Source organism: Vibrio sp. 10N.247.311.51, from assembly GCF_041467855.1.
GTDB lineage: Bacteria > Pseudomonadota > Gammaproteobacteria > Enterobacterales > Vibrionaceae > Vibrio > Vibrio coralliirubri.
On record NZ_JBFSVK010000009.1, the window covers coordinates 69,145 to 93,322 of the forward strand.

Consider the following 24,178-nt stretch of genomic DNA (forward strand, 5'->3'; position numbering starts at 1 on the left):
CATGATGGCTCATATTCCTGAGCGCTCTTGATGATATGGACGAGAAATAAACTGATCTCGTCCATTTTGTTTCGCAATATACAGGCATTCATCGGCAACTTTGATGAGCTTATCTAACGCCGACATCCTTTCTCCTTTGGTATCCCCTGTACTCAACTCAAAATGACACGCACCGATTGATATAGTGACAGGCTTTCTATCCAGTGTGATTTTCTTCATCTCTTGCAAAAGAGTCATGAACTTATCTTCAACACAACTTGGTGTTTTATTTGGATACCAAAGAATGAACTCTTCACCACCAAAACGCGCGACAAACTCACCCTCTTGAGTGTTATTGCTCAGCACGTTCGCCACTTTCTTTAAGACAACATCACCCATTTGGTGGCCATAGATGTCGTTGACCTGTTTAAAGAAATCGATATCGACAACAGCCAAGGTTCCCTTTCCTAAAGACCCTTTTAACTGCTCCACTTCCGCATTCAATGTTTTGAACAAGCAACGTCTATTTGGCAAGTGTGTCAGAGGATCATACAGAGCTTGGTACTCTAACTTCTCATTCAGCTCTTTTAGCTTTCGTTCTTGCTGTCTTCTAACCAGCTCCACTTCGATCCATGATGCCATTAGTCTCATCACGTCGACATCGAACTCTTTGAACTCACGATGATAAGGAGCCGGGCTTGAAAAGTTTAAGGTGCCATAAAGCTCATCATTAACGAAAATAGGAACCCCAATATAAGACTCCAAGCCAAAAGACTGGTAAGCAGGGTGCTTCGCATACTTATCGTGTTTGCCACAATGCTCAATGCAGATAGGGCCAATCGATTTACAGGTAATTTCGCAATAGGTTGAACGATAATCGAAGGTATCACCGCTATTGAGTTCAACCCCTTCAGGCGTAACACAATGTTCAACAACGTAAGCATTGCCATCGACTTTCGATAAGATACCAATATCAAGGTTGAAGCGTTCAAGCCCCATAATAAGCAGCTGAGCGATCTGAATATCGAAGCCCTTTCGATAATCATTGGTGATTTGATACAAGCGGCGTATAACAATTTCGCTTTCACTGGCTTGGTTCATAAATGGGATTCCGCTGCTGCTGAAGTTAATGGCAACATTAATATTTGGTATATTAAGAAGAGTAAAGTGTAAAAAAACATAATAATCAATTAGTTTGTATGCAAAATACCTCATTGGTCCAATGAATAAAAGTCGACTTCTTCGACTTTGCGTTAGCACCCTATTCCTAGCTTTGGTAAAATAATCCATTAACGAAACAGAATGGATAGGAAAATGAACCTTTCTCAACTAAGCCAAGAAATCTACGATCACCTTTACCGCGACATTGAAGAGTTCCGCAGTACTTTTGATCTGCCTGTTGCTGCTCCTGAAACAATGGACGAAAAAGGCGATACGCTACACACCTCTCTAGCGATCGAAGAACTAACAGAACTTGCAGAAGCTGACTCTAAAATCGAACAAGCGGACGCTATTGTAGACAGCGTTTATGTTTTGATGGGACGCTTGGTTCACCTTGGTCAAGCTAAGGTTGAAGACAACCTAGCAATCAGCTACCTGATCGACCTACTGTTGAATGTTTCTAAAAACCGCTCAATTGACTTCTTACCTTGCTGGGACGAAGTACATTCAAGCAACATGAGCAAGGTATGTCGCAACGAAACTGAATACGCTGAAACAGAAGCTTTCTATGCTGAGCAAAACATCAAGCTGATGGCGGTTCAAAAAGGCGAATATATCATCGCTAAGTGTGCGGAAGATTTCGTATCGGAAGGCAAGACGGTTCGCCAAGGTAAGGTACTAAAATCAGTACACTACCGTCCTGCGAACCTTGAGCCACTAACGGCTTAAATAAGGTTAAGACTGAAGCGGTTAAAAGCTTCAGCTAATTTGAATAGCAAACGCCACGTTTAAATAACGTGGCGTTTTATTATCTGTCAGTCAATTCTAACTGTGCGTTAATCGTAGCTGTGAGCTAATTGTAGCTAACTAAGTGCTATACCAGTCGCGCCATATGATAAGCCGCCACATATTCGCCGTTTCTGAAAGCGAACCCTGCCGACTCTCCTTCAATCACGAAACCAAACTTCTTATACAGGCTGATCGCTCTTTCGTTATCGGTATACACCGTCAACTCCATTCGCTTGATGTTAATCCAGTTATCACACAAGTCGATTGCTGTTGCGAGCAGTTGGCTACCAACGCCTTTGCCTAACACATCGTCCTTAACACCCATACCAAATGAAGCCACATGTCGTCTTCTAGGGTTTACACACACTTCCATTCCCAAGTTACCAACAATCTCATCGTCGATCATCGCGACATACGAGTACACGTTGTCAGGCATATTAGAGATTCGTTTTTGCCAGCTTTCCAGAGATGGATTTGGGAGTTGCAGCGTACCGGTATAAGCATTAGTGCATTCGTAAATTTCTTTTATTCCCTTCGCATCTGACGGCTCAGACCGTCTCACTATAATACTCATCGCAACTCCTAATATTTCTTCGCTAAATATGAAACACATCCTCAATGTGCACCTAGACACACTATCAAATAGTAAATATTTAACAATAGGTTAGATGAAATTGTTTCAAATTAAGGAATTAGCAAGTGGAGGGAAACAGTATTTTGACGAAGGCGTATTAATAATATGCTTTTACTTGTAGTGGCTAACGGAAAGTTTCCGATGGAGAGAGTAAAGACTAGGTTATTATGTTGATGTGATATGGACACAAAGGTATGTGCCCATATTGTTTAACTAGCTCTCTTGATTAATCACGCTCACATTGAACTTGCATGACTTTAAGGTCTGTTGCATTTAGCTTCTCAGCTAGCGCTGCGCCTTCTTCATTACATTGCTCAAGAGTCGTAAATTGGGTGTTAACTTCCATTTCTGCTGTGCTATCAGCGCCACCCATCATTAGACTTAGAATCAGTGTTAGTTCGTACATAAAATAATCCTCTTTCGAGCTTTCAAAGCAACCATTCGAATAAGATAAAGTGACTAGAATCCGCCCTAATTCACTTGTTTCGTTTGAGATAATTCTAGTCATTCGCTCGATTCGAGTCTTACCATTTTGTGCCAAGAGGTAACAAAGTAAGTACGCTTATTTTATTGGGCTTAGTTGATACTGAGTAAACGCCCTCTCTCAATATCTTGCTCAAGCACCTCTGGCGCTAAATCGCCAACTTCATGGTGGTCATGATTATGGTGATGGCCATGATCGTGGCTGTGGGAATGACCTTGATGTTCATTTGCTCTTTGAGCTAACTTGTCTGAATCCAAATAGGTATCAGTCAAATCAGCACAATAATCTTCAGTCCATAAACGTCGAGCCTCATCATCACTCATGATTTGCTCGGCTTTAGGGCCCAACTTGTCCATGTAGAACATCCCTAACTCCTCTCCTTCCACATTGGCGTGGTTGATAAGGTTCATGAAAGCAGGTTCTTGGTTTTCATCAGAGAGATGACCATTTTTGTAACACACAGTTAGACCAATAATGTCATCACCAAGTTGTTCTAGTGCAGGGTTGAAATGATTGTGACTGTGATTATGTTCAGCAGCGGCTACAAGCATTGGAGTAAGTAAAACACATGCGATAGCCAGTAGTTTAATAGTGTTATTCATGGATAGACCTTCTAAATTTGAGAGAACAATTTGATTAGTTGCTTGGCTTAGCTTTTAGTGAGATGAACGGATGGGAACGTCAGGACTATTTCAGCCTGAGCCCGTCTCTCATCTCACTACAAATAATCAATATGATTGGATAACGAGGCTCGATATAAAGAGCGTTCTGTAGACAAAAATCACTTATCAACCACGATTCTTGCTGGCGCGATGGTGTAAGCCATCTGCTTCATCTCCCATTGCCCCTTGGCTTCCAAGGCAACCGCCAATGCTTGCGCCTCTTCACATACCTTCGCTGGTTTTCCGTCAGCCCAGTATGATGGGCCCGAGGTGTAGCCGCACATCACTGAAAACGTGTGTTGCCCATTCTTTGTGGTGTATTCCGTCATAATGCCTCCACCTTCACCGTGCGTTATTTTTAGCGAGCCTTCATCGGCAACATGCATTGCATCGGAAGGGTTCGGTTTAACATACGTTGTGTAGGTGCCGCCATCTGACATGTATTGGTTGTCATACATGGTGTAGCCTTCTTTTTCTGAAGGTAAGGTCAGTTCGTAGTTGGGATCAATGTCCGCTAAACGTTCTGAGTTATTCGTCGCACCAGGTTGATAGTTGTGGGCATTTGATTGCCCGTTAGCGAAAACAGAACCTGCCACTAAAGATAGAATGACGACCGCTAAAATTGATTTTTTCATAATGAACTCCAGATATTCTAAGCAAAGATGTTGCTAGCAATGATTTTTATGGTTGAGTAATAGAATGGGTTTGTTTACCTAAGTTTTTAGGATGTGAGGGCACATCAGCCCTCACTACAAATACCCTATTTGTTGTCGGTTCCTGCTCCTTCACCGGGCTCAGTTGGACGACTTACCGACTTGCGCTCAAGGTTGTGGTGAGCACGCACTCTATCCATGTATTCTTGCTTGGTGTTCATACCTTGCTTCATTGCTTCTGGTACTTGTTCAGCTGGGATCACGATGTCACGGTCGACTGGCCACTCAGTTAACAGCTCTGGATGGTAGCCTTCTGGGTAGTACAGTTTCGGATCCAGCTCTAAATCACGAATCTCTTGTTCTTGTATGTCTTCACGGCTGTTTTTCGGCAACGGGATTCTAAAGTCAGACCCATCGGCCATATCAAATTGTGGCGCTCGTGCATTCGGGAAATCAGGTAAAATACCTTCACGAACCCACGCGTTATCTTTAGTCATGTTAACGACAATGCCATCTGGCGCACCGAAGTGGTAAGGCCCTTGCCAATGGTGGCGAACCTCTGCAACGGTTTCCTCATTGAGATATGGGTCGAATGTCATGTGCGTTGTCATAAACAAACGCGGTTGTACTTCATTGGCCACATAACCCGCCGCGTACGCTGGTGTATGGTGAGTATCAACGGTGTAACGTGCTAAGAATGGCGGCACACCTTGAATAATCGAAGACACACCAAACGTTTCGGTTTGCAATTCAGTAATGAACAAGTCTGCACCTTTTGCGTATTTCAAATCCAACTCAGTTGGGCGACCGTCTCCTGTCCAAACAAATGAAAGCACTCGACCATCATCTTGAGTCCAATTCAAGCGGTAACCAGACGCACCATCTTTTGCGTGACTGCGTCGCCAGTGAATCACTTCCACATTGTCTTGGTCATAGATAACGCCACCGTCGTCGCGGAAATCAAACTCGTGTACCACTATGTCGTTGCCTGATGGGAACACATCAAATGCATCGGTGTGCCAGTTCAACATTTGCTGCATGCCTTCAATCATATGACGAGTGCCATATTCTGGAGTCGCACCACTCGGGCCATAAATGTTAAGCGGCTTTTCCCAGCGACCATTCCAACCACCAAATTGATACAGGTAAGGTAATGATCCGTAGTGATCTACGTGTAAGTGAGTAATGAAGATATGGTCGAGTTCATTCATCGCGACACCCGCCGCTACGTAGTTCGCAATTGATCCTTCACCTAAATCAAAGACAAAGTTAGAGCCGTTACCCAATTCGACGTATATCGAGGTGTTTGCCTGCCCCGGGCGAATCATTGGTGATGTCCCCATGAACGTGACGCGCATTTCATCCGGTTGAACTTCTTCAGTGCGTGGGAACCAGTTGGCGCCAGACACCATGTGATCGCCATAAGGTGCAATGCCCTCAAACATCAGGCCTTCTTTCCAACCTGAATTGGTTTCTTTGCGATAGTCACCATTGTTTACACCGCCCATTAACACAGAGAGCACCTCTTCTTCTGAAGAGTACAAGTTCCCCTTAGGTTGACTGCTCAGATACTCTTCAAGGGTTTCACCCTCGTGATATTCAAATTTCTCGAGTTTTTGAATATCAGAGTTAGTCTGCTTGGTGTTGTATTGCATCATTGGGTCAGCAGCAAAAGCGGTTGTCGTGATGATCATTGCTGTAGAGATGATTGATAATTTTGCGAAAGTTCTCATAGTTTCACCTATCGGTCTGAGTATTTAGTAAATGAATGAAGTTCCTTCCTCACTCCGATGCAAACAAGTTTATTAATAAACAGAACCTTGATATATAGTGTAAACTTTACTTAAAACCTCCATTTCATTTATGAGTTAATAGTGACTCCACAATGATTTGAATGAGTGGCAATAAGAATAGAGGGAACTGAATTTGGACCTTAATCTACTGACGACATTTTTGGCCGTTTACAAACACAGCTCTATCACCGTGGCATCAGAGCAGCTCGATATTTCTCAACCCGCGGTAAGCGCGGCTATTAAGAGACTCGAAGGTGTCGTGGGCAAGGCTTTATTTGTGAGAGAAGGACGAGGTATCGCGCCCACTGGAGCAGCGGTATCACTCGCTAATAAGATAGAAGACCCATTGAACATCATTGGAACGGTTGAGCAGCAAAAGAATGACCTTAAAGTCTATTGCACAGAGAGCTTGCTTCATTTCGTTAGCCAGGTTGAAGGCGTAAGCTTTACGGAAGCGCCGCTCGAAGAGGAAGAACTGTTTGATGCGCTTACTGCACAAAAAGTGGATATCGTCATTGATGTACTTTCGAGTAAGAAACACTCATTGATTGAAGAAACCATCGTCGATGAGGAGCCCGTGTGTCTGACTCGAATCAACCACCCTCGAATTGGTGAGACACTGAGTAAAGAGGAGTATTTCCAAGAGGAACATATTGCACTCAAGATCAAACGCGCCAACATGAACACGGTCGAGTTTTTATCAGAGAGCGATATCGAGCCGAGAAAAGTCAGAATTGAAACCAGCTCAATTTCAAGCATGCTGATTTTGGCAAGCACGACAGATTACATCGCCGCTTCTACTCGCTCTTTTGCAGAAATGCTCGCACCAGCGCTTGGCTTACGCGTTCACCCTATCCCTATCAAATTAAAACCGCTCACGTTTCGAATGCTCTATCACCGCCGTTATGCTAACGACGAGCAACACATCAAAACCCGTGAAGCAATCAAGTCAGCATTAAGAAAACATAAATGAAACTGAGGTTTTAACTAAAGTTAACCCTATTAATATAAATTCAGTTTAATCACATACTCTCCAGCAAGTTAATTCAATAGAACGACACTGGAGAATCCATGAAAAAGCTTAACCTTATTGCTCTACCACTTACGTTACTCAGCAGCGCAGCGTTTGCGACTTCGACTCAAGTTTACATCGAACAAAACGTTGCCTCTAATGCTGCTGATAACGGTGTCTACACCACAGAAGCTGGCGCATTAATCGATACCTCAGAAAATGGACAAGTCTATATAGGTTTTGATGACCAAGGTTGGTTAGCAGCGGGTTACGGCCACGACTTTCACATCAGCGAGTCCTTCACGTTCAACCTATACGGTGAACTCGGTAAATGGGACAACGGTGAAGAGTTATTAATCGAAGGTATTATTGATTATCAAGTAAACGACAACTTCAATGTATTCAGTGGATTGGGATATAACCAGTCAGGGCAAGTACTCGAGAATTTAAGCGATACCACGATCAACACCAATAAGTTCATCGCCGGTGCGGGGTACTCACTCGCCGGTTGGGATTTAGCTTACCAATACACTCACGAAAACAGTGATGGATCCAATGGCGGGTTTACCCACAACGATGACAACGTTATCTTTCATCAAGGCGACTATCGTACCAATGAACACGAAGTCGTTCTCTCTAAGAGCATCGACGACTGGACACCCTACGTGAAATACACCTATTTCAACACCAACGAAGGTGACCTTTACTTAGACGGTAAGTCGATGGGCCCGATCGACAACGACAGCATCATCACACTTGGTTTGTCTTACGACTTCTAAACATCTCAGATTCAATTCTCATAGGCAGATGGATTTGCCCACCTTTCGAGGGCACTACTATGAAAATGACTCTTCAACGTAACAAAGTCATTAATATCGCTGCAGCGATCAGTATCGTTTTGTTTTCTGCGATTCCCACCTACGCAAGTGCTGATCACTTAGATTTCCATTATCTAGAGCCGAGTTATCTAGAAACCGGCTATCTAGACTCTTCCTTCGTCGAATTCATGACACCAGATTTTGATCAGAGGTATCTTAACGATGAGATTAAAGAAAACCTTATTCTGGAATAATTCGTCAACACATTACAAAACTAACAGACCAGAAACTCACGCTTCTGGTCTTCTTATATAGCTCTTGTTTTCTATATAACTCTTATCTTCTTACAGAGCTTTGCTCAGCGATTAAGACTCCGTTTCTGAGTCACTTTTCTCTAGGCTGATAACATTCAAAACTGCAAATGCAGAGGCTAGGAATAAGCCCAATATCCAAACAAAATACCACATGAGAAACTCCTTAATACAGTGAGTGGCCATTACGTTCGACATACTCACTATCGAGTCGTCCAAACATGGTTCGATAACTGAACGCGGTATAACACAGAATGATAGGTACCATCACAAACGCCACGCCTGTCATGATGTTCAAGGTCAGTTCGCTCGATGTTGAATCCCACAGCGTTAGGCTATTACTCGGGTTAACGCTAGACGGGATAATGAACGGGAACATCGAGAAACCCGCCGTTAAGATGATGCAAGCATTAGTCAGGCTTGAACTTATAAAAGCAATCGCATCCCATTTCAACCTTGCGCCAATCAAAGCCAGCAATGGAATGGTCACGCTGCCGATCGGTGCAAACCACATCCAAGGGTACGTATCGAAGTTGGTTAACCAAGCGCCTGTTTGTGTGATGACTTCTTTGTTCAAAGGGTTCGAAGCCGAGCTATGATCCATCGCACTGACTATCACATAGCCATCACTATGGTTAATCGCCATACAGCCAACCACCATAAGGAACGCAACAAGTACCGCACTCGCCTGCGTCACCCTTCTTGCCTTTTTGTACACTGCATCTGTGGTTTTCATCATCAACCAAGCACTGCCTTGTAACAGCGCCATCAACAACCCGACTAGACCACACAAAAGCGCAAATGGGTTAATCAAATCGATAAACGAACCATGGTACTCAACCATCAATAAGCTATTAAGCGTAAAAGGTAAGCCTTGCATCAAATTGCCAAACGCCACCCCAAACAAGATAGGCGGGAAGAAGCCTGAGAACGAGATTGCTAAATCACATACTTGTCGCCACTGATCGCTGTCGATCTTTGCTCGATACTCAAGCGCCAAAGGACGTAACCACAGTGAGATAAGCACCACATACATAGCTACATAAAGGCTTGAAAACGATGTCGCATAAACAAGAGGCCAAGCCGCAAACAACGCACCACCTGCGGTAATTAACCACACTTGGTTGCCGTCCCAATGGGGCGCGATGGAGTTAATCATGACTCGTCTTTCAACGTTCGTTTTACCAATAAACGGTAACAACGCCCCCACTCCCATATCAAAACCATCGGTGATCATAAAACCAATCAGCAGTACACCAATCAGAACCCACCAAATTAAACGCAATGTGTCATATTCGAACATGAGTCAGTCACCTTATTGTTGAACTTGTTGTGCCAATTTGGCTTCAAGTGAAGTTGTATTTTGTTCATAGTGATAGCGACCCGTTTTTAAACTGCTTGGGCCTTTTTTAGCAACGGTAATCATCAAGTAACTTTCAACAATGATGAATACGGTATATAGGCTGATAATGAGAGCAAGAGACGTAAGCAGATTTTCAACGGTTTGAGAAGAAGCCGCGACCGTCACAGGAAGGATTTCACCTACTGCCCAAGGCTGACGGCCGTATTCCGCAACAAACCAGCCAGCTTCAATGGCAATCCAAGGTAATGGAATCGACCATAGCGCCGCTTTCAGTAACCAAGGCTTTTGCGTAATGTTTTTACGGTAGGTTTGCAGGAAGGCAGCACCAAACACAAACAACATAATGAAACCACAGCCCACCATGATTCGGAATGACCAAAAAAGTGGCCAGACAGTTGGAATGGAATCATCTGCCGCTTGTTGGATTTGCTGTTCAGTCGCATCGGTTACGGTATCGGTGTAACGCTTAAGTAATAAGCCATAGCCGAGATCGTGCTTGGTTTGATCAAAGGCTTGTTCCGTCTCATAAGAGGTGTCGCCAGCTCGTAAACGCTCTAGCAATTCATAAGCGATGATTCCGTTGCGAATGCGGACGAGGTGTTGGTCGCGTAGGTCATGAAGGCCAGTGACTTGCTCATCCAGAGATCGCGTCGCAATAATTCCCATCACATAAGGGATTTTGACCGCGAAGTCGGTTTTGCCTTCTTCTTGGTTTGGTAAGCCAAACAAGGTAAACGCTGCAGGTGCGGGTTCTGTGTGCCATTCAGCTTCAATAGCGGCCAGCTTTACTTTTTGAACGTCACCCAGTTCATAGCCCGACTCATCACCTAATACGATCACCGAGATAATAGAAGCAATGCCGAACGAAGCTGCGACAGCAAAAGAACGTTTTGCAAAAGCAACGTCACGACCTTTCAGCAAGTAGTAAGAGCTCACACCAAGGATAAACATTGACCCACAGGTATACGCTGATGCCACGGTATGCAGGAATTTAACTTGTGCGACAGGATTGAGCACCACTTCGGCAAAACTGGTCATCTCCATACGCATGGTTTGGTAATTGAACTCTGATCCAATTGGATTTTGCATCCAACCATTGGCAACCAAAATCCACAGTGCAGAGAAGCTCGAACCCAGAGCCACCAGCCAAGTCACTACAAGGTGTTGGCGTTTAGATAACCTTTCCCAGCCGAAGAAGAATAATCCAACAAAGGTGGATTCTAGGAAAAATGCGACAAGCGCTTCGATGGCTAAAGGTGCACCGAAAATATCGCCGACATAGTGAGAATAATAAGACCAGTTGGTGCCGAACTGGAACTCCATGGTTAAACCGGTCGTGACACCCAAGGCAAAGTTAATGCCGAACAGTTTGCCCCAGAAGCGGGTCATGTCCTGATAGATTTGTTTACCGGTGAGTACATAGATCGACTCCATGATCGCCAGTAAGCACGACATACCGATAGTCAGAGGGACGAAAAGAAAGTGGAACATAGCGGTTAGCGCAAACTGTAAACGCGACAATTCAACTACATCAAACATTTAAGCTCCAAACATCATAATGATGGCTTTCATATTAAGAATTGGAGCGTATTTCAGCACAGTTCTCACGAACCAAACTAGAACAGATTGATTGTTAAAAAACAGAACAGATTTACTTATTAGACGAACGACTGGTCAGAATTTAGCTGCAACTATTGGCTTGCAATTCCATTGTCTGAATCAAGCCGCCTAATGTTTGAATGGCTTCTGCTATTTTGTCGTCACAAGCGTACGAACAGTTGAGACGAATGTGATGAGAGAACTTTTTGTCACTGCTGAATATGATTCCCGGTGCGACAGAGATGTTTTGTTCAAGGGCTAGTTCATACAACTTCTCAACACAAACAGAGTGAGGCAGTTCAATCCAAATGAAGTAACCACCTTGGCTTTTATTTACCATCGCACTTGAAGGTAAGCTAGATTCTAACAATGCAATATGTGCCTTCTTCCTTTCATTCAAAAGCTTGCGAAGTTTTTTAAGATGGTTGTCATAACTATAAAACGTTAGGTAGTGAGACAAGCCAAGTTGAATAGGAATACTGCTTGAGAGCGTCGAAAGGTGCTGCAATCTCTGTATCTTTAGCGCTTGTTTCCTTGCGACTACCCAACCGATTCGAAAGCCCGGTGACAATGATTTGGAAAACGAACCACACAACATGATTTGCTCGCCGGTGTCATAGGCTTTAGCAGGCAATGAGCTTTGGTTGCCAACATGAAGTTCTCGATACACATCGTCTTCGATCATCGGGGTCTTATGTTGGTTCACCAACTCGGCCAATCGCTGCTTGTTTCCATCACTCATCGAATAACCCACTGGGTTTTGCGATTCTGTCATAAACCAGCACGCTTTGATGTCCATTGAAGCGAACACCGACTCCAACACATCTAAATCAATCCCTGTTGTCGGGTCTGTTGGAATCTCAACAGCAGTGAGGTTTAGCCTTTCTATGGTCTGTAACACACCATAAAACGCAGGGTACTCTATCGCGACTAAGTCACCCGGTTCGGTACAGGATTGCAGGCATAAGTTAAGTGCCTCCATCGCCCCAGAAGTGATCACAATATCGTCTGCCAGTACGTTTAAACCTTGAACTTGATAGCGTTGGGCAATTTGCCTGCGAAGTGTTTCACTGCCTGGAGGTAAATTGGTGAGCATGCTGTTGTCGGGCATTTGGCGACTGGCATTAGCTAAGCTGCGTGACAGTGCTTGATGGGGAAACAAGGCGGGATCAGGGAATGCCGAGCTAAGTGGAATGATGCTAGGGTCTTTGGCTCGTTGAAGTACATCGTATAGCAGGTCACTGATTTTAACAGGATACGGCTTGATGGCTTTTTGTTGCGTGTGTTCTGAGGTGAATACATTTCTGCGCGGTAACACGAAATAGCCAGACTTAGGCTTTGAGCGCACATAGCCTTGGTCTTCAAGCTGCTGATAGGCTTGCAGTACCGTCTCGATGCTGAGTTTATAGCGCTTACAAGCATCTCTAATTGATGGGATCTTCTCACCACTCAACCAAATATTTTGTTCTATCTGATTCTTAATTGTATTGGCGAGTATCTGTGATTTTTTCATCAAAAAGTCTTTCGTGTTCGAAGATAGTAAACACATCATGTTACAGGCAAAGGGGTACTCTGCCCTAATCGAAATTCATTTGCCTTAGTTTAAAGCGGGCAGCCCCTTAGCAAAGCGTCTAACTAACTTAATGCGAATATCAATTGAGTGACCACCAATACTAAGCACAGCACTACCGTTGAATAGAAGGTTAACGCAAAACCAAAAGCCCTTGCCGGAGCTCCATGACTGTAGCCTTTGAAAAAGAAGATACGCCCAATAAAAAACAACACTGAACACACGAGCCCCGCCGATAACCAAGCAAAAGGCATTAATAAACACCACGCGGTATAGACACCAAATGCGATGACCAGTTGCTCTAAGGTATTTTGAAGCAAGCTTTGCAGCATTAGGGCTTGCTTTGTTCCAGACGTTAACCCACTGCCATCGATATCTTCTGGGCTGAAGAAGCGAAACTTGGCTAAACGTCCAATAGAGACGATTAACATCAAGGTCGGTAGTATCAGACACAGCCCTAAAACAGTCACCCTATCTTGTAGCAAGCTGGCTTGGGCGTAATTGAACGGGTCTAAAACGATGGCTACCCAGATTGCAACAATGGCGGTTAGCATAGCCAACGCCATTCCCTTAAAGACTCCAACTTGCTTACTGGTTAGTTCCATAAAACCCTCGCCATCCATTGAACAAATTTACTCATTATTACCTATCAACCCGTCGATGTTTGTGACGCTCTTTTACTATATGAAAGGATAAAACCAATAAAAATCAAACCTATTTCGCTGATTAAGCCTTTCAAATGAAAAAGACACCACACTCGTCAAAAAGTGTGGTGTCTTGGTTATTACTGCAAGGCTAATTAACTAACAATAGTTAAATTAGTTCGCTGGACGCCAAACGCCCCATTTGTCATTTTCGTAGGTCGCTTTAGGATTTGTACCACCTTGAACCCACCATTGTGCTTTCCATGACTGATTCGAGTAAGTCACGACTTCACCACCAAGGTAAGTTGCTGATGAGTCCCACGTGCCTGGGTCTGGATCAGGAGTCGGATCAGGATCCGGCGTTGGATCTGGGTCTGGTGTTACGCCACCGTCATCAGCAATCACTTCAAACGTGAAGGTTTCAACACTGTCGCTTTCAATCGAGCTAGCCATAAACGATAAAGTTTCGTTTGCAGTGACGCCAGTGGTATCAACTACGATAGAAGCCGTGCCGTTATTTTGAATGCTTACTGAAGACCCTTGAGTTTGAGTCAATGTCGCCGTTTCGCTTGTTGCAATCACAACCTTATCGCCAGCATTCACTACGTTGTCACTCTTCACTAGTTCGTAGATGTCACCTTTCAATGGTTCAACACCACCGTCGCCACCATCAATCAGCGTTAACTGACCAGAAGCACGGCTATCTTTTGAGTTGAAGAAGTTACGTGAAGGATCGTTTTGGAAGTACATGTAGTGCTGCATTTCAGCATGCCAGTCACCAATGAAGATCGCGCCATCTTTGAACTCTTCGTGCCAGCCATTGATTTCTGAAGCCAACAAACGAGCCCAATCGTTAACGTTTGAAGCGTCGATAACGATGTCGAAGCTGCGCGCTACTTCACCATACTTGTTGATGATGTCGTACTTAACTGTGTCACCAACTTCTGGCGTTCCAAATTGGTCTGAAACAAACAGATCACCACGTACTAGATCGGGCTCTGGACCCGGCTCTGGTGGAGGGGTTGTGCCACCCGCGATAGTGATGTCTGAACAGTTGTAGAAGCCTTCGCCCGCAGCATCATTACGTTGCCAGCGAACGAATAGAATCGCATCGCCAGAGCGGTCTGAAGGAATAGTGACATTAATGCGGTACTTCCCGCCATTAACCGGAACGTTACCCTCTTCTTGGATAAGATCTAAGTCTCCCCACGCTAGGCCTTTGCTTAGGTCTGCGTTTGGTTTCGTTAGGTAGAACTCCCAGAAAGAAGGGTTATGTGGCGCAGTCGCATTGAATACATATTCAAACGTACCAGTATTTAGCTCGGTACGAGTCCAACCAGTATGAGGCGCACCCATACCGCGTTTTTGCGAATCATTGGCATAACATAACGTGCCGTCAGGAATCGCCGCTTTTACAGCATTGATGTTATTGAAATCCTGCACATTTTTAGCGTATTCGTTACGTTGAACAAATGGGTATGAACCCGAAATGTCTTTTGCTTGAGCACACGCAGCATTAGGTGGTGTACCCGACCAAATCCCGCCTTGCTCGTAACACGTGTTCTGACGCGCACTTGGAAACTCAGACCAGCCATGAGCATTTGCCACTGATGGCACGCTGGATAGCATAGCCATACCTACTGCTACTTTTAGAATATTATTATTTATTGTTGTCACTTTCCCACTCTCTATTATTTTACCCTGCACACAACATTAACTGGTCACTTACCAATCAAAATTGCACTTCAAGGGTTTATAGTTTTTGTTTGAAGAACAACGAAAAATATATACGTCAATTTTATCAATGACAGCGGGTTTTATATTGATAGGAATCAGAGTCACACAACTCAAAGAAATGCGTTGTCGATAGATGATGTTGCTTCGAATTATTGGATCTCAGTATTCCGTCTTGATTGGCGCAACATTATCCAAAGTGAATAAAAAAGCGGCTTGATGATTAAGCCGCTTTTGCATCTAGAGATTTAATATACAGCTAAGTGAGTTCGATTAACTCGTAATTAATCTAACTTTTTCCATTGTTGCTCAACCCAATTTGGATCTGCTGCCACGCCTGGAAGGTACGCTTCATTGTTACATTCTGCTGCCCATGGGCCGTAACATTGATAAACACCTTCGCCTTCAAATAAAACGACGTCGCCATCAACATAGTTACCAAAGCCTTCTGGGTAGACATAATCATGTGCAGGTGGTGGCGCATCGACATCAACTAAATGGAAATCCATCATTTGTTGGCCTACCAATTTACCTTCGCTGTTTTTGACACTCACTACCAACATATGATGACCAGCCTCTGATTTAGACAAAGGTAATGATACCGATTCTGACGAGTTATCTTCAACCTCCCCACTCCAGTATGCTAAAGACTCTCGAGCATGGTTATACACGGTGAGTTCAGCTTGGGCATCGCCCTCAGCTACCAATGATAAATCGAGTACGGTTGCTTGTTCTCCGATCACGTATTCTGAATCCAGACCTTCAACCGTAAGGGACGTATCGGGTTCTGGCACTTCAACATCGTAGCCTATTTCCACACGCTGAATACCGCTGTCAGAATTCACATATATTGGGTTCACACCGTAAATAGGTGCAAAACCATTTTCACTCAACACACCAGACTTAATGTTATTGCTTTCTTCATTAACTTTGGTTGCTAATGCCTTAGACCAGTTCTTTGGTTGGCCATCCTCACTATTCGCAATTTCGATACGAGTACTGAGCGCTGAGTTTTCACCAGATCCATCAAACACGCGCGTATATACCGCGTCGCCTTCTTTCAAATTGATCGTAGGAGTTATCTGACCTGCTTTTTCCCAACCCGGAAGTTGAGAATCATTGCCATCAAACACCACATCAATCGCGTTATAGAAAGCCTTGTCGGTGTCGCCCACATCCCACACAGCCAGGATCACGTGATAGCCTTCTCTCTCTGGCACGTTACACGTGTGAGTCGCCGTGTTCTGTGTCATCTCTCCATGGGCATCAACTTCACAAAAGGGATTTAAGTCAAACTCTGAGCGCGCTAATGGTGAATTTTGGTCCCAACCTTCTTTCGTGATGTAATATTTAAAACCAGCCGCAATATGGTTGGCTCTAAATGTCCATTCAAACTCTTGAGAGCCCGCTTCGATTGGGCGTTTCTGCCAGCGCTCTGAAGTTTGTTCATCTAGGTTTCTTGCCATTAATATTTCAGCACTGGCAATGTAACCATCAGCAGGGCCATCTTCAGGAAAGCCGTCAAAGCCTTCCACACTTTGTGGCTCATACTGTATGTCGCCACAGTCCATGTTCTTCGCCTGACCTTCAGAATCTTCTAAGTGACACAAGGCGACACGACTTATGATGTTGCCATCATCGTTCAGCGATATAAATCCATGTGCCATAGCACCACCACAAGCCACAGACAAAGCGATGGCTAAAGCCGTTTTCTCTATTCCGATTCTCATAACATTTCCACTTAAAGACGTCATATTTCCCATTAACAAGACAAAATGATCTTCGCTTGTTTACCTATCCACTTGTTTGACTGAGTAAGCACCTCAATTTGCTATTAACCGTTACTTGGCTCGAACATTAATAAAGCAAATGCATATCAATCAATTTGAGCATGGTCGAGGAAGGTAGGATTATTTAATCAATAAGGCTGATTGATATTCATCAAAGGTAATACGAAGGGGAAATTATCTTATACATCTGAAGACTATGAAGTTTATTCAATAAATAGAGCAAGGGAACAGGCTAAGAACCTGAGAGACTAGAGGTGAGAAACGTATGAACGGGCTGTTCAGGATATCGCATTGACGCGAAAGTAGAGGGTTTGTTGTCAAAATAACGGTTTTGACGAGTCACATTAGATAAAGGTGCTTTGATGCAAAGTTGATTTAAATAGAGGGAGCTTGGTAGAGCTTTAATAGCGGCTATGCATGCCCATGCGATGTGACATGTCGTCGTCCATACGACCGCCCTTCCAACCGCCGCCACCCAATAGATTAAGTACATCTCGCGCTGTGTAGTCTTCTCCGCCGAAGAAGTCATTAGACACATCATTACGTAGCAACTGAATTGTTGGAGCTAATTCAACAGCAAGATCTTGTGGATCCGCAAACAAAGCTAAAGCAATCTGTTGTTGGCGCTTACTCAACTCACGAGAACTTGTTTCAACCTGCCCAATCGAGAAGAAATCACGGCTTCCGTAGCTCTTCACCATCTTTGCAGACAATGACTTAATCACCTTTTTGATTCTTCTTCTTTGGATGTACCTAAACATATTTGCTTCCTTTACTAACTCGCCTTGAACCCAATGTTCAGCTTAACCAATTAGTATTTTAACCAAACAACAGATAAGTTTGATTATCGACTGAGATACTTTTGACTTCAGTGTTGAACACGGACTCTAACTGCTCAGGGGTAAGCACTTGATCAGCTGTGCCTGATGCTTGAAGTACACCTTTGTCGAGCAACAACACTTGGTCTGCGTGTCTTAGGGTACGGTTCAGGTCGTGGTTAGCCATAATCACAGCGATGCCCTTCTCTGCCACTCGTTCAATGAGCTTGTACAACAAGGCTTCTTGAGCAATATCCAGTGGAGCTGCGGGTTCGTCGAGGATCAGCAGCTTCGCGTATGGGTTAAGTGTCGGCCAAATTTGCAGGCACATTCCAGCTAAACGAACGCGTTGCCATTCACCACCAGACAGTGTCTGAATGGAACGATGAAGTTTGTCTGTGATGTCCAACATCTGACTTATCTCTTCCAAAGCTGCGTTGATTTCAGCATCAAGTCCATGCGATGAGCTTGGTAATGAGAGCGCGAGATATTGGAACACTTCTAAGTTGAAGGCTGGCCTTGCGCTTTGGCACAAGTAAGCACGATGCAATGATAAATCTTGTAAAGACAGCTCCGACAAATCCTGCCCGTCGATCTTTATATCGCCTTTGTAACCATCACCAATGCCAGATATCGCTTCGAGTAAGGTACTTTTTCCGCTGCCATTAGGGCCGATAACGTGAGTCACCTGCCCTTGCTTGAGTTCAAATGATAGCGGTAATAAACGAGCGCCGACGCTCAGGCTCTTAATTTGAATCATGATTTTTAATTAACATCCAAATGAAGATAGGCGCACCGATACTGGTGGTCATCACACCCAAAGGCAGTTCTGCTGAATCTAATAAGGTTCTTGCACAGATATCAGCAAACACCAACAACGCAGCGCCAGCAACGGCAGACAAAGGAAGAAGGTATTTGTTATCAGTACCAATCGCTAAACGCAATAAGTGTGGCACAACCAAGCCAACAAAGCTGATCACGCCACCTAAAGCTACCGCGCAGCCGACTAAAATAGACACAGCGAAAATTAGACGCCAGCGTAATCTCGGAACGTTCACACCCAGTTGCGCGGCATGCGTTTCGCCAATCATTAGTTTGTCTAGCTTGCTACCTTGCAGGCACAGCCAAATAATCACGGGGATCATCACTAACGTAAGCGAGTGTTGATACCAAGTTACGCCACCTAAGCTGCCCATCAGCCAATACATCAACAAGCGTAGGCTTAAGTCATCACTAAAATAGAATGCCCATGTCACCATCGCACCAGAAAGAATGCCCAATGCGACACCCACCAGCAGCAATTTAGCTGTGGTGAGTCGCATCGTTTTTACCATGCTCACCAGTATCACGGTAAAACAGAGCGAGCCTAAAACGGCAGCAATCATGAACACTTCTGGAGTCGGAGCAAACGGCAAGAAGAACAGCACGATAACCATCGCCAAGCTTGCGCCACCAGAAATGCCGAGCACACCGGGTTCTGCTAATACGTTACCCAATAAGACTTGTAAGCTTGCGCCAGATACGGCTAACCCAGCCCCGATCGCAATCGCTGCTAATAATCGAGGTAAGCGTAAATCAATCAGTAGTTTTTGTTCTAACGTGGACAATGTGCCCAGAGGGGAAATGAAAAGATCGCCAACCATTAGGTAAATCGCACTCAGCGCGACAAGCAGTGCTGCCATCAGATAAATGGCTCGGGTCCATTTGCGCTGGTTTTGGTGAAGAAGTTGTTGGAAATCCATATCAAGCTACTTTGAAATTGTTCGCGTAACCTTACCTGTATCCCTAAATAAACTCAAGGCTCACACCGTAATGTGAACCTTGATATTTCAACCAGTTGAGCGGTTGTTTTCGTCGCTTTAACCCGGCTCGGTATTAATCGTACACAAGCTGACCATGGTCGAATCGTGTTTCAACTTCGCACACCATTAAGGCCGCTCGTTGACCGATAGCAACGTTACGATTTGGGAATACCACTGCTTCGTTTTCATTCTTCGCCATCAATGGCTTATCACCATCATGACCAAACACTTCACCGTGCTTAAACGCCGTAAAGTTCTCAACATCATCAGAGAACATGAAATCAAAGTCATCGTGCAAACGAACAATGGTTCGGCTTACGCGATATGTAATGGTTTTCTTCGGCAAATGCTCTGGTTCTATTTCAGCAATCAGATTGCGCATTGCCAAATCGAAAGCCGTTAGCTTATCAAGTGGGTTCTCTCCAATTCTTGCTACCTGCCCTAGCTCCATTGTCAGTGCTTGCGCTTCAAAGTTTTCAGCACTGTACCAACTGAAGGTGCTGGTTGGTGCATTCGACAGCAACACAGCTTCAATGTGAGCACTGTTGATGAAATCGAAAAGCTCCTTGTTGCGTACTTCGTGGCGAACCTTAGGGCTCACAGCGAACGAGTAATGCTTAGATAAACGGATCGCACAGTGCAGATCTAAGTGCCAACGAGTAGCAGGCACCGTTTCCTTGTAAAACTCAGTAACCAAGTACTTAAGGTTCTTCGCGATATCCACTTCTCGATTGCTTTCGTGCTGTTTTTCATCAAACAGACGGTTCATATTCACATCAAGAAAACGAGTATGCGCGTTGGTTGCTTCTGGGTGAGCAATGATGAACAAACATCTTGCTGTCACTACTTGAAAGCCTGTTTCAATATCCTCAATGAGCTTGTCTATCAGCTCCATTGGTGAAGTTTCGTCGCCATGAACACCTGTTGAAAAGATGATGTTCTTGGTTTCAGAATTATACTCAGCGGGAATCACTTCCAATACACCGCGTTGATGAAGCTTAATTTGAACACCGTTACTCAGTACGGTCTGTCCTGCAACCACTTCTTGCTCAAGATCTAGGCTGTCAAAAAGAAATGATTGGCGAAAGAGGGTCTTCGTCATGCGCTACTCCTTAATTGCACGGCCGTATGTTAATAAATTGTACATAGAAATTGTGTTGCTAGGATCGCACTTATCAATAGAAACTCCGTTATCACTCACAAATACTACCCATATATTTTTGTATTACCTGCTGATTTTACTAACCGACATCTGTTCCAAATAACTTTCTCTATTTAGAGCAGCTTTTGGTTGTCTCTGGTCATCTCAGCAAGATAAGAGCCACGTAAGCTAACACAGCTCTTACCTGCCATGAACAGATTGAGATCAATTAATCTTCCTGATCGAGCAATCTTTCAAATTCATCGATTTGAACTTTGACCATGTCGATGCTTTGTTGCCAAAAATCCGCTTGAGTCAGATCCATACCAAGGTGCTTTTGAACGACTTCTTCCGCCATCATGCTGCCTGTATCACGAAGCAACGACACGTAATCGCCGTAAAATTGCTCGCCTTTCGCATCTCGCTGAGCGTAAACACCTTTACTGAACAGGTAACCGAACAAGTATGGGTAGTTGTAGAAGCTTACTTGAGAGATGCTGAAGTGCAGCTTGCTCGCCCAGAAGTATGGGTCGGCTTCTGTCATTGCATCGCCGTACCACTCTTTCCAAGTCGTTTCCATCAAGTCACACAGCTGCTGAGCCGTGAGCTCACCTTTTTCACGCTGCTCGTAGAAGGCGTTCTCAAACTCAAAACGAACAGGAATGTTCACCATTAATGCCAAAGAAGAAGAAAGTTCTTCCCACAGCATTTCAAGTTTCTCATTGCGTGTTTGGGCTTGTATTAACAAGTGGTCACGAACGATATTTTCAGCAAAGATCGAAGCCGTTTCTGCTAGCGTCATTGGGTAGCGTGTTTGACACAACGGCATGTCTTTCATCACCCAGTTGTGGAACGCGTGGCCTAGCTCGTGTGCCAATGTCATTAAATCTGAGCGGCTACCGCTCCACGTCATAAACACTAGCGGGGTGCGTGTGGCAGCAAACTTGGTGCAGTACGCGCCTAAACGTTTGTTGGCAGCTGGTGCGGCATCAATCCAACCATTCTCAACCATTAATGCGACAAAATCAGCCATCTCTGGATTTACTTCAGCAAAAGCGGTTTTAATCACTTCGATCGCTTCATCAAATGGGTAAACCTTAGATTGAGCGTCACCCAGCGGTGGCATCGCAGCTAAATGATTCCAAGGCTTCATTTCATCGAGCCCGTGAACTCTTGCCATCAACAAACCCGCTTTCTGACCAACAGCTCGATTCGCTTTCGCTACCGACATCATGGTGTCTAGCGTTTCTGGCACAATGCGGCTACCGTGTAGGCTTGGATCTAGGAAATGTACATCGCTAATCTTCGAGCGCTTTTTGTTTTCAGTCAGTCGCCAACCCGCCAATGCATTTAGGATTGAAGCAAAAGACTCTTGATGCGTTTTCATTGCGCCTTGAACCGCGCGCCATGCCGGTTCTTGTTTGTCAAATTCGCTGCCGTACAACAGGCTCGCGGCTTGTGAAAAGCCTAGAGCTTCCTCTTCACCGTCAAGCTTTAGCGACAGTTTTAAAGAACCGGTTAGGTTATCGTATAAACGACCCCACCCATCACGGCCATCAACCTTCATCGCCGCTAACAACTGTTCTTCTGCAACACTGAGTCGGCTGCTTGATAGCTTACGAGAGCTTTCAATCGCAAAGCGCTGCCCTGCTACGTCCGCACTCTCATGCTCTAATACTGCATCAATAAATTCTGGTTCTGCGTGAATTAGCGTGTCTTCGTAAGGGCTGAACGCTTGAGACATTTCAGAGTTCAGCTTTGCGACACGACCAAGCAGTGCTTTGGCTTCTGTGTGTGTCGCGTCGACCGATGCGTGGCAATTAGCGAAGGTGTTGATCGTGCTGAGTAGCGTGCCTGCCGCTTCTGAAGTCTGAATCGCGTTTTGCATCGCTAGAATGATGTGACGCTTTTCAACGTGTAGGTTCAACAGCTCAATGCACTGCTGAATGAGTTCAATGTCCTGTTCGATTTTTGCATCATTAAGATCGCTATAAGCAATGCTTAGATCCCAACTTGGTGTTGTCATGACTAAATTCCTTTCACGTAGGTAGTAATACCAATCAGGTATAGCGGCTGTGAACGCCGCTTTATATTTCGATTTCTGTTTCTATTTACAGTTCTAATAGATTGTTAATTCTTAAAACCGTGTATTTTTAACACTCAGAGAACAGGTAGCCCTATTGATTTAACGCTGATAAAACTCTGCGCAAACTGAGTGATTTGAATATGCGTTATCGACGCATTTTCTATCGATAACTTCGAGTACAGACTCGGATTTTTCCAATCAATATCAAGGCAGTGCGCTAACAATATGCGAATCACACCACCATGAGTAACCAACAATATATTGTCACTTGGATCATTCAAAAGTTGCGACCAAGCTTGAGTTACTCTGTCGTGGAAGCCCTGTAAACTTTCTGCACCAGTTAATTGATGATTAGCAGGATCTTGCCAAAAGGTTTCTAGCATTTCCCACTTGTCTTCAAGTTCATCAAATGGGACACCATCTACTTCACCGAAGTTCATTTCCTGAAAGCCTGGCGCAACAGACAAAGGCACTGACGTACGCTCTGCATACAGGTTTGCTAGGTCGCCGCATCGTTTTAGTGGCGAGGTGACCACGCTATCAAAGGTAATGTCTTGTGTCGCAAGCGCCTCACATATCTGTTCTTGAAGCTCAGGGTTGACCAGCACATCAGATAAACCATTGAGCGCAGCTTTTCCTTCGACTTTGCCATGTCTTAGCAGATAGATGTTTTTGGTTGTTCCATTGACCATGTGTGCGACCTAACCTTGAGTATCAAGCAAGTGATTAGATGGTTTTAAATACAGCGGCAATCCGGCAGCAACCAGCGTAACGCGTTCGACGACGCGAGCTAGCGCTTGGTTCATTCGCCCTGCATTGTCCACAAACAAGCGTGACACTTTACCCAGAGGCACCACACCTAAGCCGACTTCGTTAGACACCATGATAATTTGCGCCGGGCTTTGCTCGACGCTTTTGACCAATACTTCAACCACGGCTTCAACCTGTTCATTGGTTGCGTCATCACCCAGTTCAAAGATGATGTTGTTCAACCACAAGGTTAGGCAATCAATCAACACCACATCTTCTTTCTCAAAAGACAGCAGTTTTTCGGCTAATTCGACGGGTACTTCATGCTCAATCCACTGCTCGCCACGACGTTGTTGATGGTGCGCGATTCGTTCTCGCATTTCATCATCAAGATATGTCGCTGTCGCAATATAATTGAGGCGTCCATTTGAACATGCTTCAAGCGCACATAATGCTTGTTGCTCTGCAAAACTCGACTTGCCAGAACGAGCCCCACCCAATACCAAATGGCTGTTTCGCTGACTTGCTTGATTAATTTGATTAGCTTGAATAGTTTGATTCGTGTTTGTCATAGGAAGCCGTTAT

Annotated in this window: 24 protein-coding genes; 4 read left to right on the plus strand and 20 right to left on the minus strand. The window is 44.5% G+C overall.

What is annotated here, in order from left to right:
- Positions 1 to 9: 9 nt before the first annotated feature.
- A complete protein-coding gene (locus AB6E85_RS10530; protein WP_048611392.1) occupies positions 10 to 1,080 on the minus strand; it encodes a diguanylate cyclase domain-containing protein in 1,071 nt (356 codons plus the stop codon).
- Between the two features lie 213 nt (positions 1,081 to 1,293).
- Between AB6E85_RS10530 and AB6E85_RS10535 the strand changes: the two genes are divergently transcribed.
- Positions 1,294 to 1,869 carry a nucleoside triphosphate pyrophosphohydrolase family protein gene (locus tag AB6E85_RS10535; RefSeq protein WP_017059167.1) on the plus strand — a complete coding sequence of 192 codons (576 nt, stop codon included), beginning with the start codon at positions 1,294 to 1,296 and terminating at the stop codon, positions 1,867 to 1,869.
- A gap of 145 nt (positions 1,870 to 2,014) precedes the next feature.
- Here AB6E85_RS10535 and AB6E85_RS10540 read toward each other — a convergent pair whose 3' ends face one another.
- The 5 genes from AB6E85_RS10540 to gntH all read right to left on the minus strand — a co-directional run bounded on the left by AB6E85_RS10540 (position 2,015) and on the right by gntH (position 6,095).
- Positions 2,015 to 2,503, minus strand: coding sequence for a GNAT family N-acetyltransferase (locus AB6E85_RS10540; RefSeq protein ID WP_050052538.1), 489 nt, complete (start codon positions 2,501 to 2,503; stop codon positions 2,015 to 2,017).
- A gap of 286 nt (positions 2,504 to 2,789) precedes the next feature.
- A complete protein-coding gene (locus tag AB6E85_RS10545) occupies positions 2,790 to 2,969 on the minus strand; it encodes a hypothetical protein (RefSeq protein ID WP_017095358.1) in 180 nt (59 codons plus the stop codon).
- 170 nt (positions 2,970 to 3,139) lie between these two features.
- A complete protein-coding gene (locus AB6E85_RS10550) occupies positions 3,140 to 3,649 on the minus strand; it encodes a hypothetical protein (protein ID WP_372142573.1) in 510 nt (169 codons plus the stop codon).
- A gap of 179 nt (positions 3,650 to 3,828) precedes the next feature.
- Positions 3,829 to 4,344, minus strand: coding sequence for a hypothetical protein (locus tag AB6E85_RS10555; protein ID WP_248401340.1), 516 nt, complete (start codon positions 4,342 to 4,344; stop codon positions 3,829 to 3,831).
- Between the two features lie 125 nt (positions 4,345 to 4,469).
- Positions 4,470 to 6,095, minus strand: a complete 1,626-nt coding sequence (gene gntH / locus AB6E85_RS10560) for a guanitoxin biosynthesis MBL fold metallo-hydrolase GntH (RefSeq protein WP_086970082.1) — start codon at positions 6,093 to 6,095, stop codon at positions 4,470 to 4,472.
- A gap of 193 nt (positions 6,096 to 6,288) precedes the next feature.
- On the opposite strand from gntH, the gene AB6E85_RS10565 reads away from it, so the two are divergent.
- The 3 genes from AB6E85_RS10565 (at position 6,289) to AB6E85_RS10575 (ending at position 8,239) form a co-directional block, all read left to right on the plus strand.
- Positions 6,289 to 7,128 (plus strand): LysR family transcriptional regulator, encoded by an 840-nt coding sequence (locus tag AB6E85_RS10565; protein WP_017078016.1) that lies wholly within the window; start codon positions 6,289 to 6,291, stop codon positions 7,126 to 7,128.
- A gap of 98 nt (positions 7,129 to 7,226) precedes the next feature.
- Positions 7,227 to 7,946 carry a hypothetical protein gene (locus AB6E85_RS10570; protein WP_372142574.1) on the plus strand — a complete coding sequence of 240 codons (720 nt, stop codon included), beginning with the start codon at positions 7,227 to 7,229 and terminating at the stop codon, positions 7,944 to 7,946.
- Positions 7,947 to 8,005: 59 nt separating this feature from the next.
- Positions 8,006 to 8,239, plus strand: a complete 234-nt coding sequence (locus tag AB6E85_RS10575; RefSeq protein ID WP_248401342.1) for a hypothetical protein — start codon at positions 8,006 to 8,008, stop codon at positions 8,237 to 8,239.
- A 111-nt stretch (positions 8,240 to 8,350) separates the two neighbouring features.
- Here AB6E85_RS10575 and cydX read toward each other — a convergent pair whose 3' ends face one another.
- From cydX to cobU, 14 genes are all read right to left on the minus strand, one after another.
- Entirely contained in the window at positions 8,351 to 8,452 is a 102-nt protein-coding gene (cydX, locus tag AB6E85_RS10580; protein WP_017083482.1) for a cytochrome bd-I oxidase subunit CydX, read from the minus strand.
- A gap of 10 nt (positions 8,453 to 8,462) precedes the next feature.
- A complete protein-coding gene (gene cydB / locus AB6E85_RS10585; RefSeq protein WP_248401343.1) occupies positions 8,463 to 9,599 on the minus strand; it encodes a cytochrome d ubiquinol oxidase subunit II in 1,137 nt (378 codons plus the stop codon).
- Between the two features lie 12 nt (positions 9,600 to 9,611).
- The gene (locus tag AB6E85_RS10590) at positions 9,612 to 11,198 is read right to left on the minus strand and encodes a cytochrome ubiquinol oxidase subunit I (protein ID WP_004734905.1); all 1,587 of its coding nucleotides are present in this window, start codon (positions 11,196 to 11,198) and stop codon (positions 9,612 to 9,614) included.
- 142 nt (positions 11,199 to 11,340) lie between these two features.
- A complete protein-coding gene (locus AB6E85_RS10595) occupies positions 11,341 to 12,771 on the minus strand; it encodes a PLP-dependent aminotransferase family protein (protein ID WP_372142577.1) in 1,431 nt (476 codons plus the stop codon).
- Between the two features lie 122 nt (positions 12,772 to 12,893).
- Positions 12,894 to 13,451 carry an MAPEG family protein gene (locus AB6E85_RS10600; protein WP_372142579.1) on the minus strand — a complete coding sequence of 186 codons (558 nt, stop codon included), beginning with the start codon at positions 13,449 to 13,451 and terminating at the stop codon, positions 12,894 to 12,896.
- 195 nt (positions 13,452 to 13,646) lie between these two features.
- The gene (locus tag AB6E85_RS10605) at positions 13,647 to 15,101 is read right to left on the minus strand and encodes a lytic polysaccharide monooxygenase (RefSeq protein ID WP_372142686.1); all 1,455 of its coding nucleotides are present in this window, start codon (positions 15,099 to 15,101) and stop codon (positions 13,647 to 13,649) included.
- 389 nt (positions 15,102 to 15,490) lie between these two features.
- The gene (gbpA, locus tag AB6E85_RS10610) at positions 15,491 to 16,936 is read right to left on the minus strand and encodes an N-acetylglucosamine-binding protein GbpA (RefSeq protein WP_372142581.1); all 1,446 of its coding nucleotides are present in this window, start codon (positions 16,934 to 16,936) and stop codon (positions 15,491 to 15,493) included.
- 461 nt (positions 16,937 to 17,397) lie between these two features.
- Positions 17,398 to 17,757 (minus strand): DUF6559 family protein, encoded by a 360-nt coding sequence (locus AB6E85_RS10615; RefSeq protein WP_017066163.1) that lies wholly within the window; start codon positions 17,755 to 17,757, stop codon positions 17,398 to 17,400.
- 58 nt (positions 17,758 to 17,815) lie between these two features.
- Positions 17,816 to 18,574, minus strand: coding sequence for a vitamin B12 ABC transporter ATP-binding protein BtuD (gene btuD / locus AB6E85_RS10620; RefSeq protein WP_050634470.1), 759 nt, complete (start codon positions 18,572 to 18,574; stop codon positions 17,816 to 17,818).
- On the minus strand, positions 18,561 to 19,556 hold the full coding sequence (gene btuC, locus AB6E85_RS10625) for a vitamin B12 ABC transporter permease BtuC (RefSeq protein ID WP_372142584.1): 996 nt from the start codon (positions 19,554 to 19,556) through the stop codon (positions 18,561 to 18,563). Before btuC ends, btuD begins: the two co-directional genes overlap by 14 nt.
- 133 nt (positions 19,557 to 19,689) lie before the next feature.
- A complete protein-coding gene (locus AB6E85_RS10630; RefSeq protein ID WP_372142586.1) occupies positions 19,690 to 20,718 on the minus strand; it encodes a succinylglutamate desuccinylase in 1,029 nt (342 codons plus the stop codon).
- A 268-nt stretch (positions 20,719 to 20,986) separates the two neighbouring features.
- Positions 20,987 to 22,783, minus strand: coding sequence for a M3 family oligoendopeptidase (locus AB6E85_RS10635; protein ID WP_372142588.1), 1,797 nt, complete (start codon positions 22,781 to 22,783; stop codon positions 20,987 to 20,989).
- Between the two features lie 134 nt (positions 22,784 to 22,917).
- Positions 22,918 to 23,535 carry an alpha-ribazole phosphatase family protein gene (gene cobC / locus AB6E85_RS10640; protein ID WP_372142590.1) on the minus strand — a complete coding sequence of 206 codons (618 nt, stop codon included), beginning with the start codon at positions 23,533 to 23,535 and terminating at the stop codon, positions 22,918 to 22,920.
- A 9-nt stretch (positions 23,536 to 23,544) separates the two neighbouring features.
- The gene (cobU, locus tag AB6E85_RS10645; RefSeq protein ID WP_372142591.1) at positions 23,545 to 24,165 is read right to left on the minus strand and encodes a bifunctional adenosylcobinamide kinase/adenosylcobinamide-phosphate guanylyltransferase; all 621 of its coding nucleotides are present in this window, start codon (positions 24,163 to 24,165) and stop codon (positions 23,545 to 23,547) included.
- Positions 24,166 to 24,178: the final 13 nt, after the last annotated feature.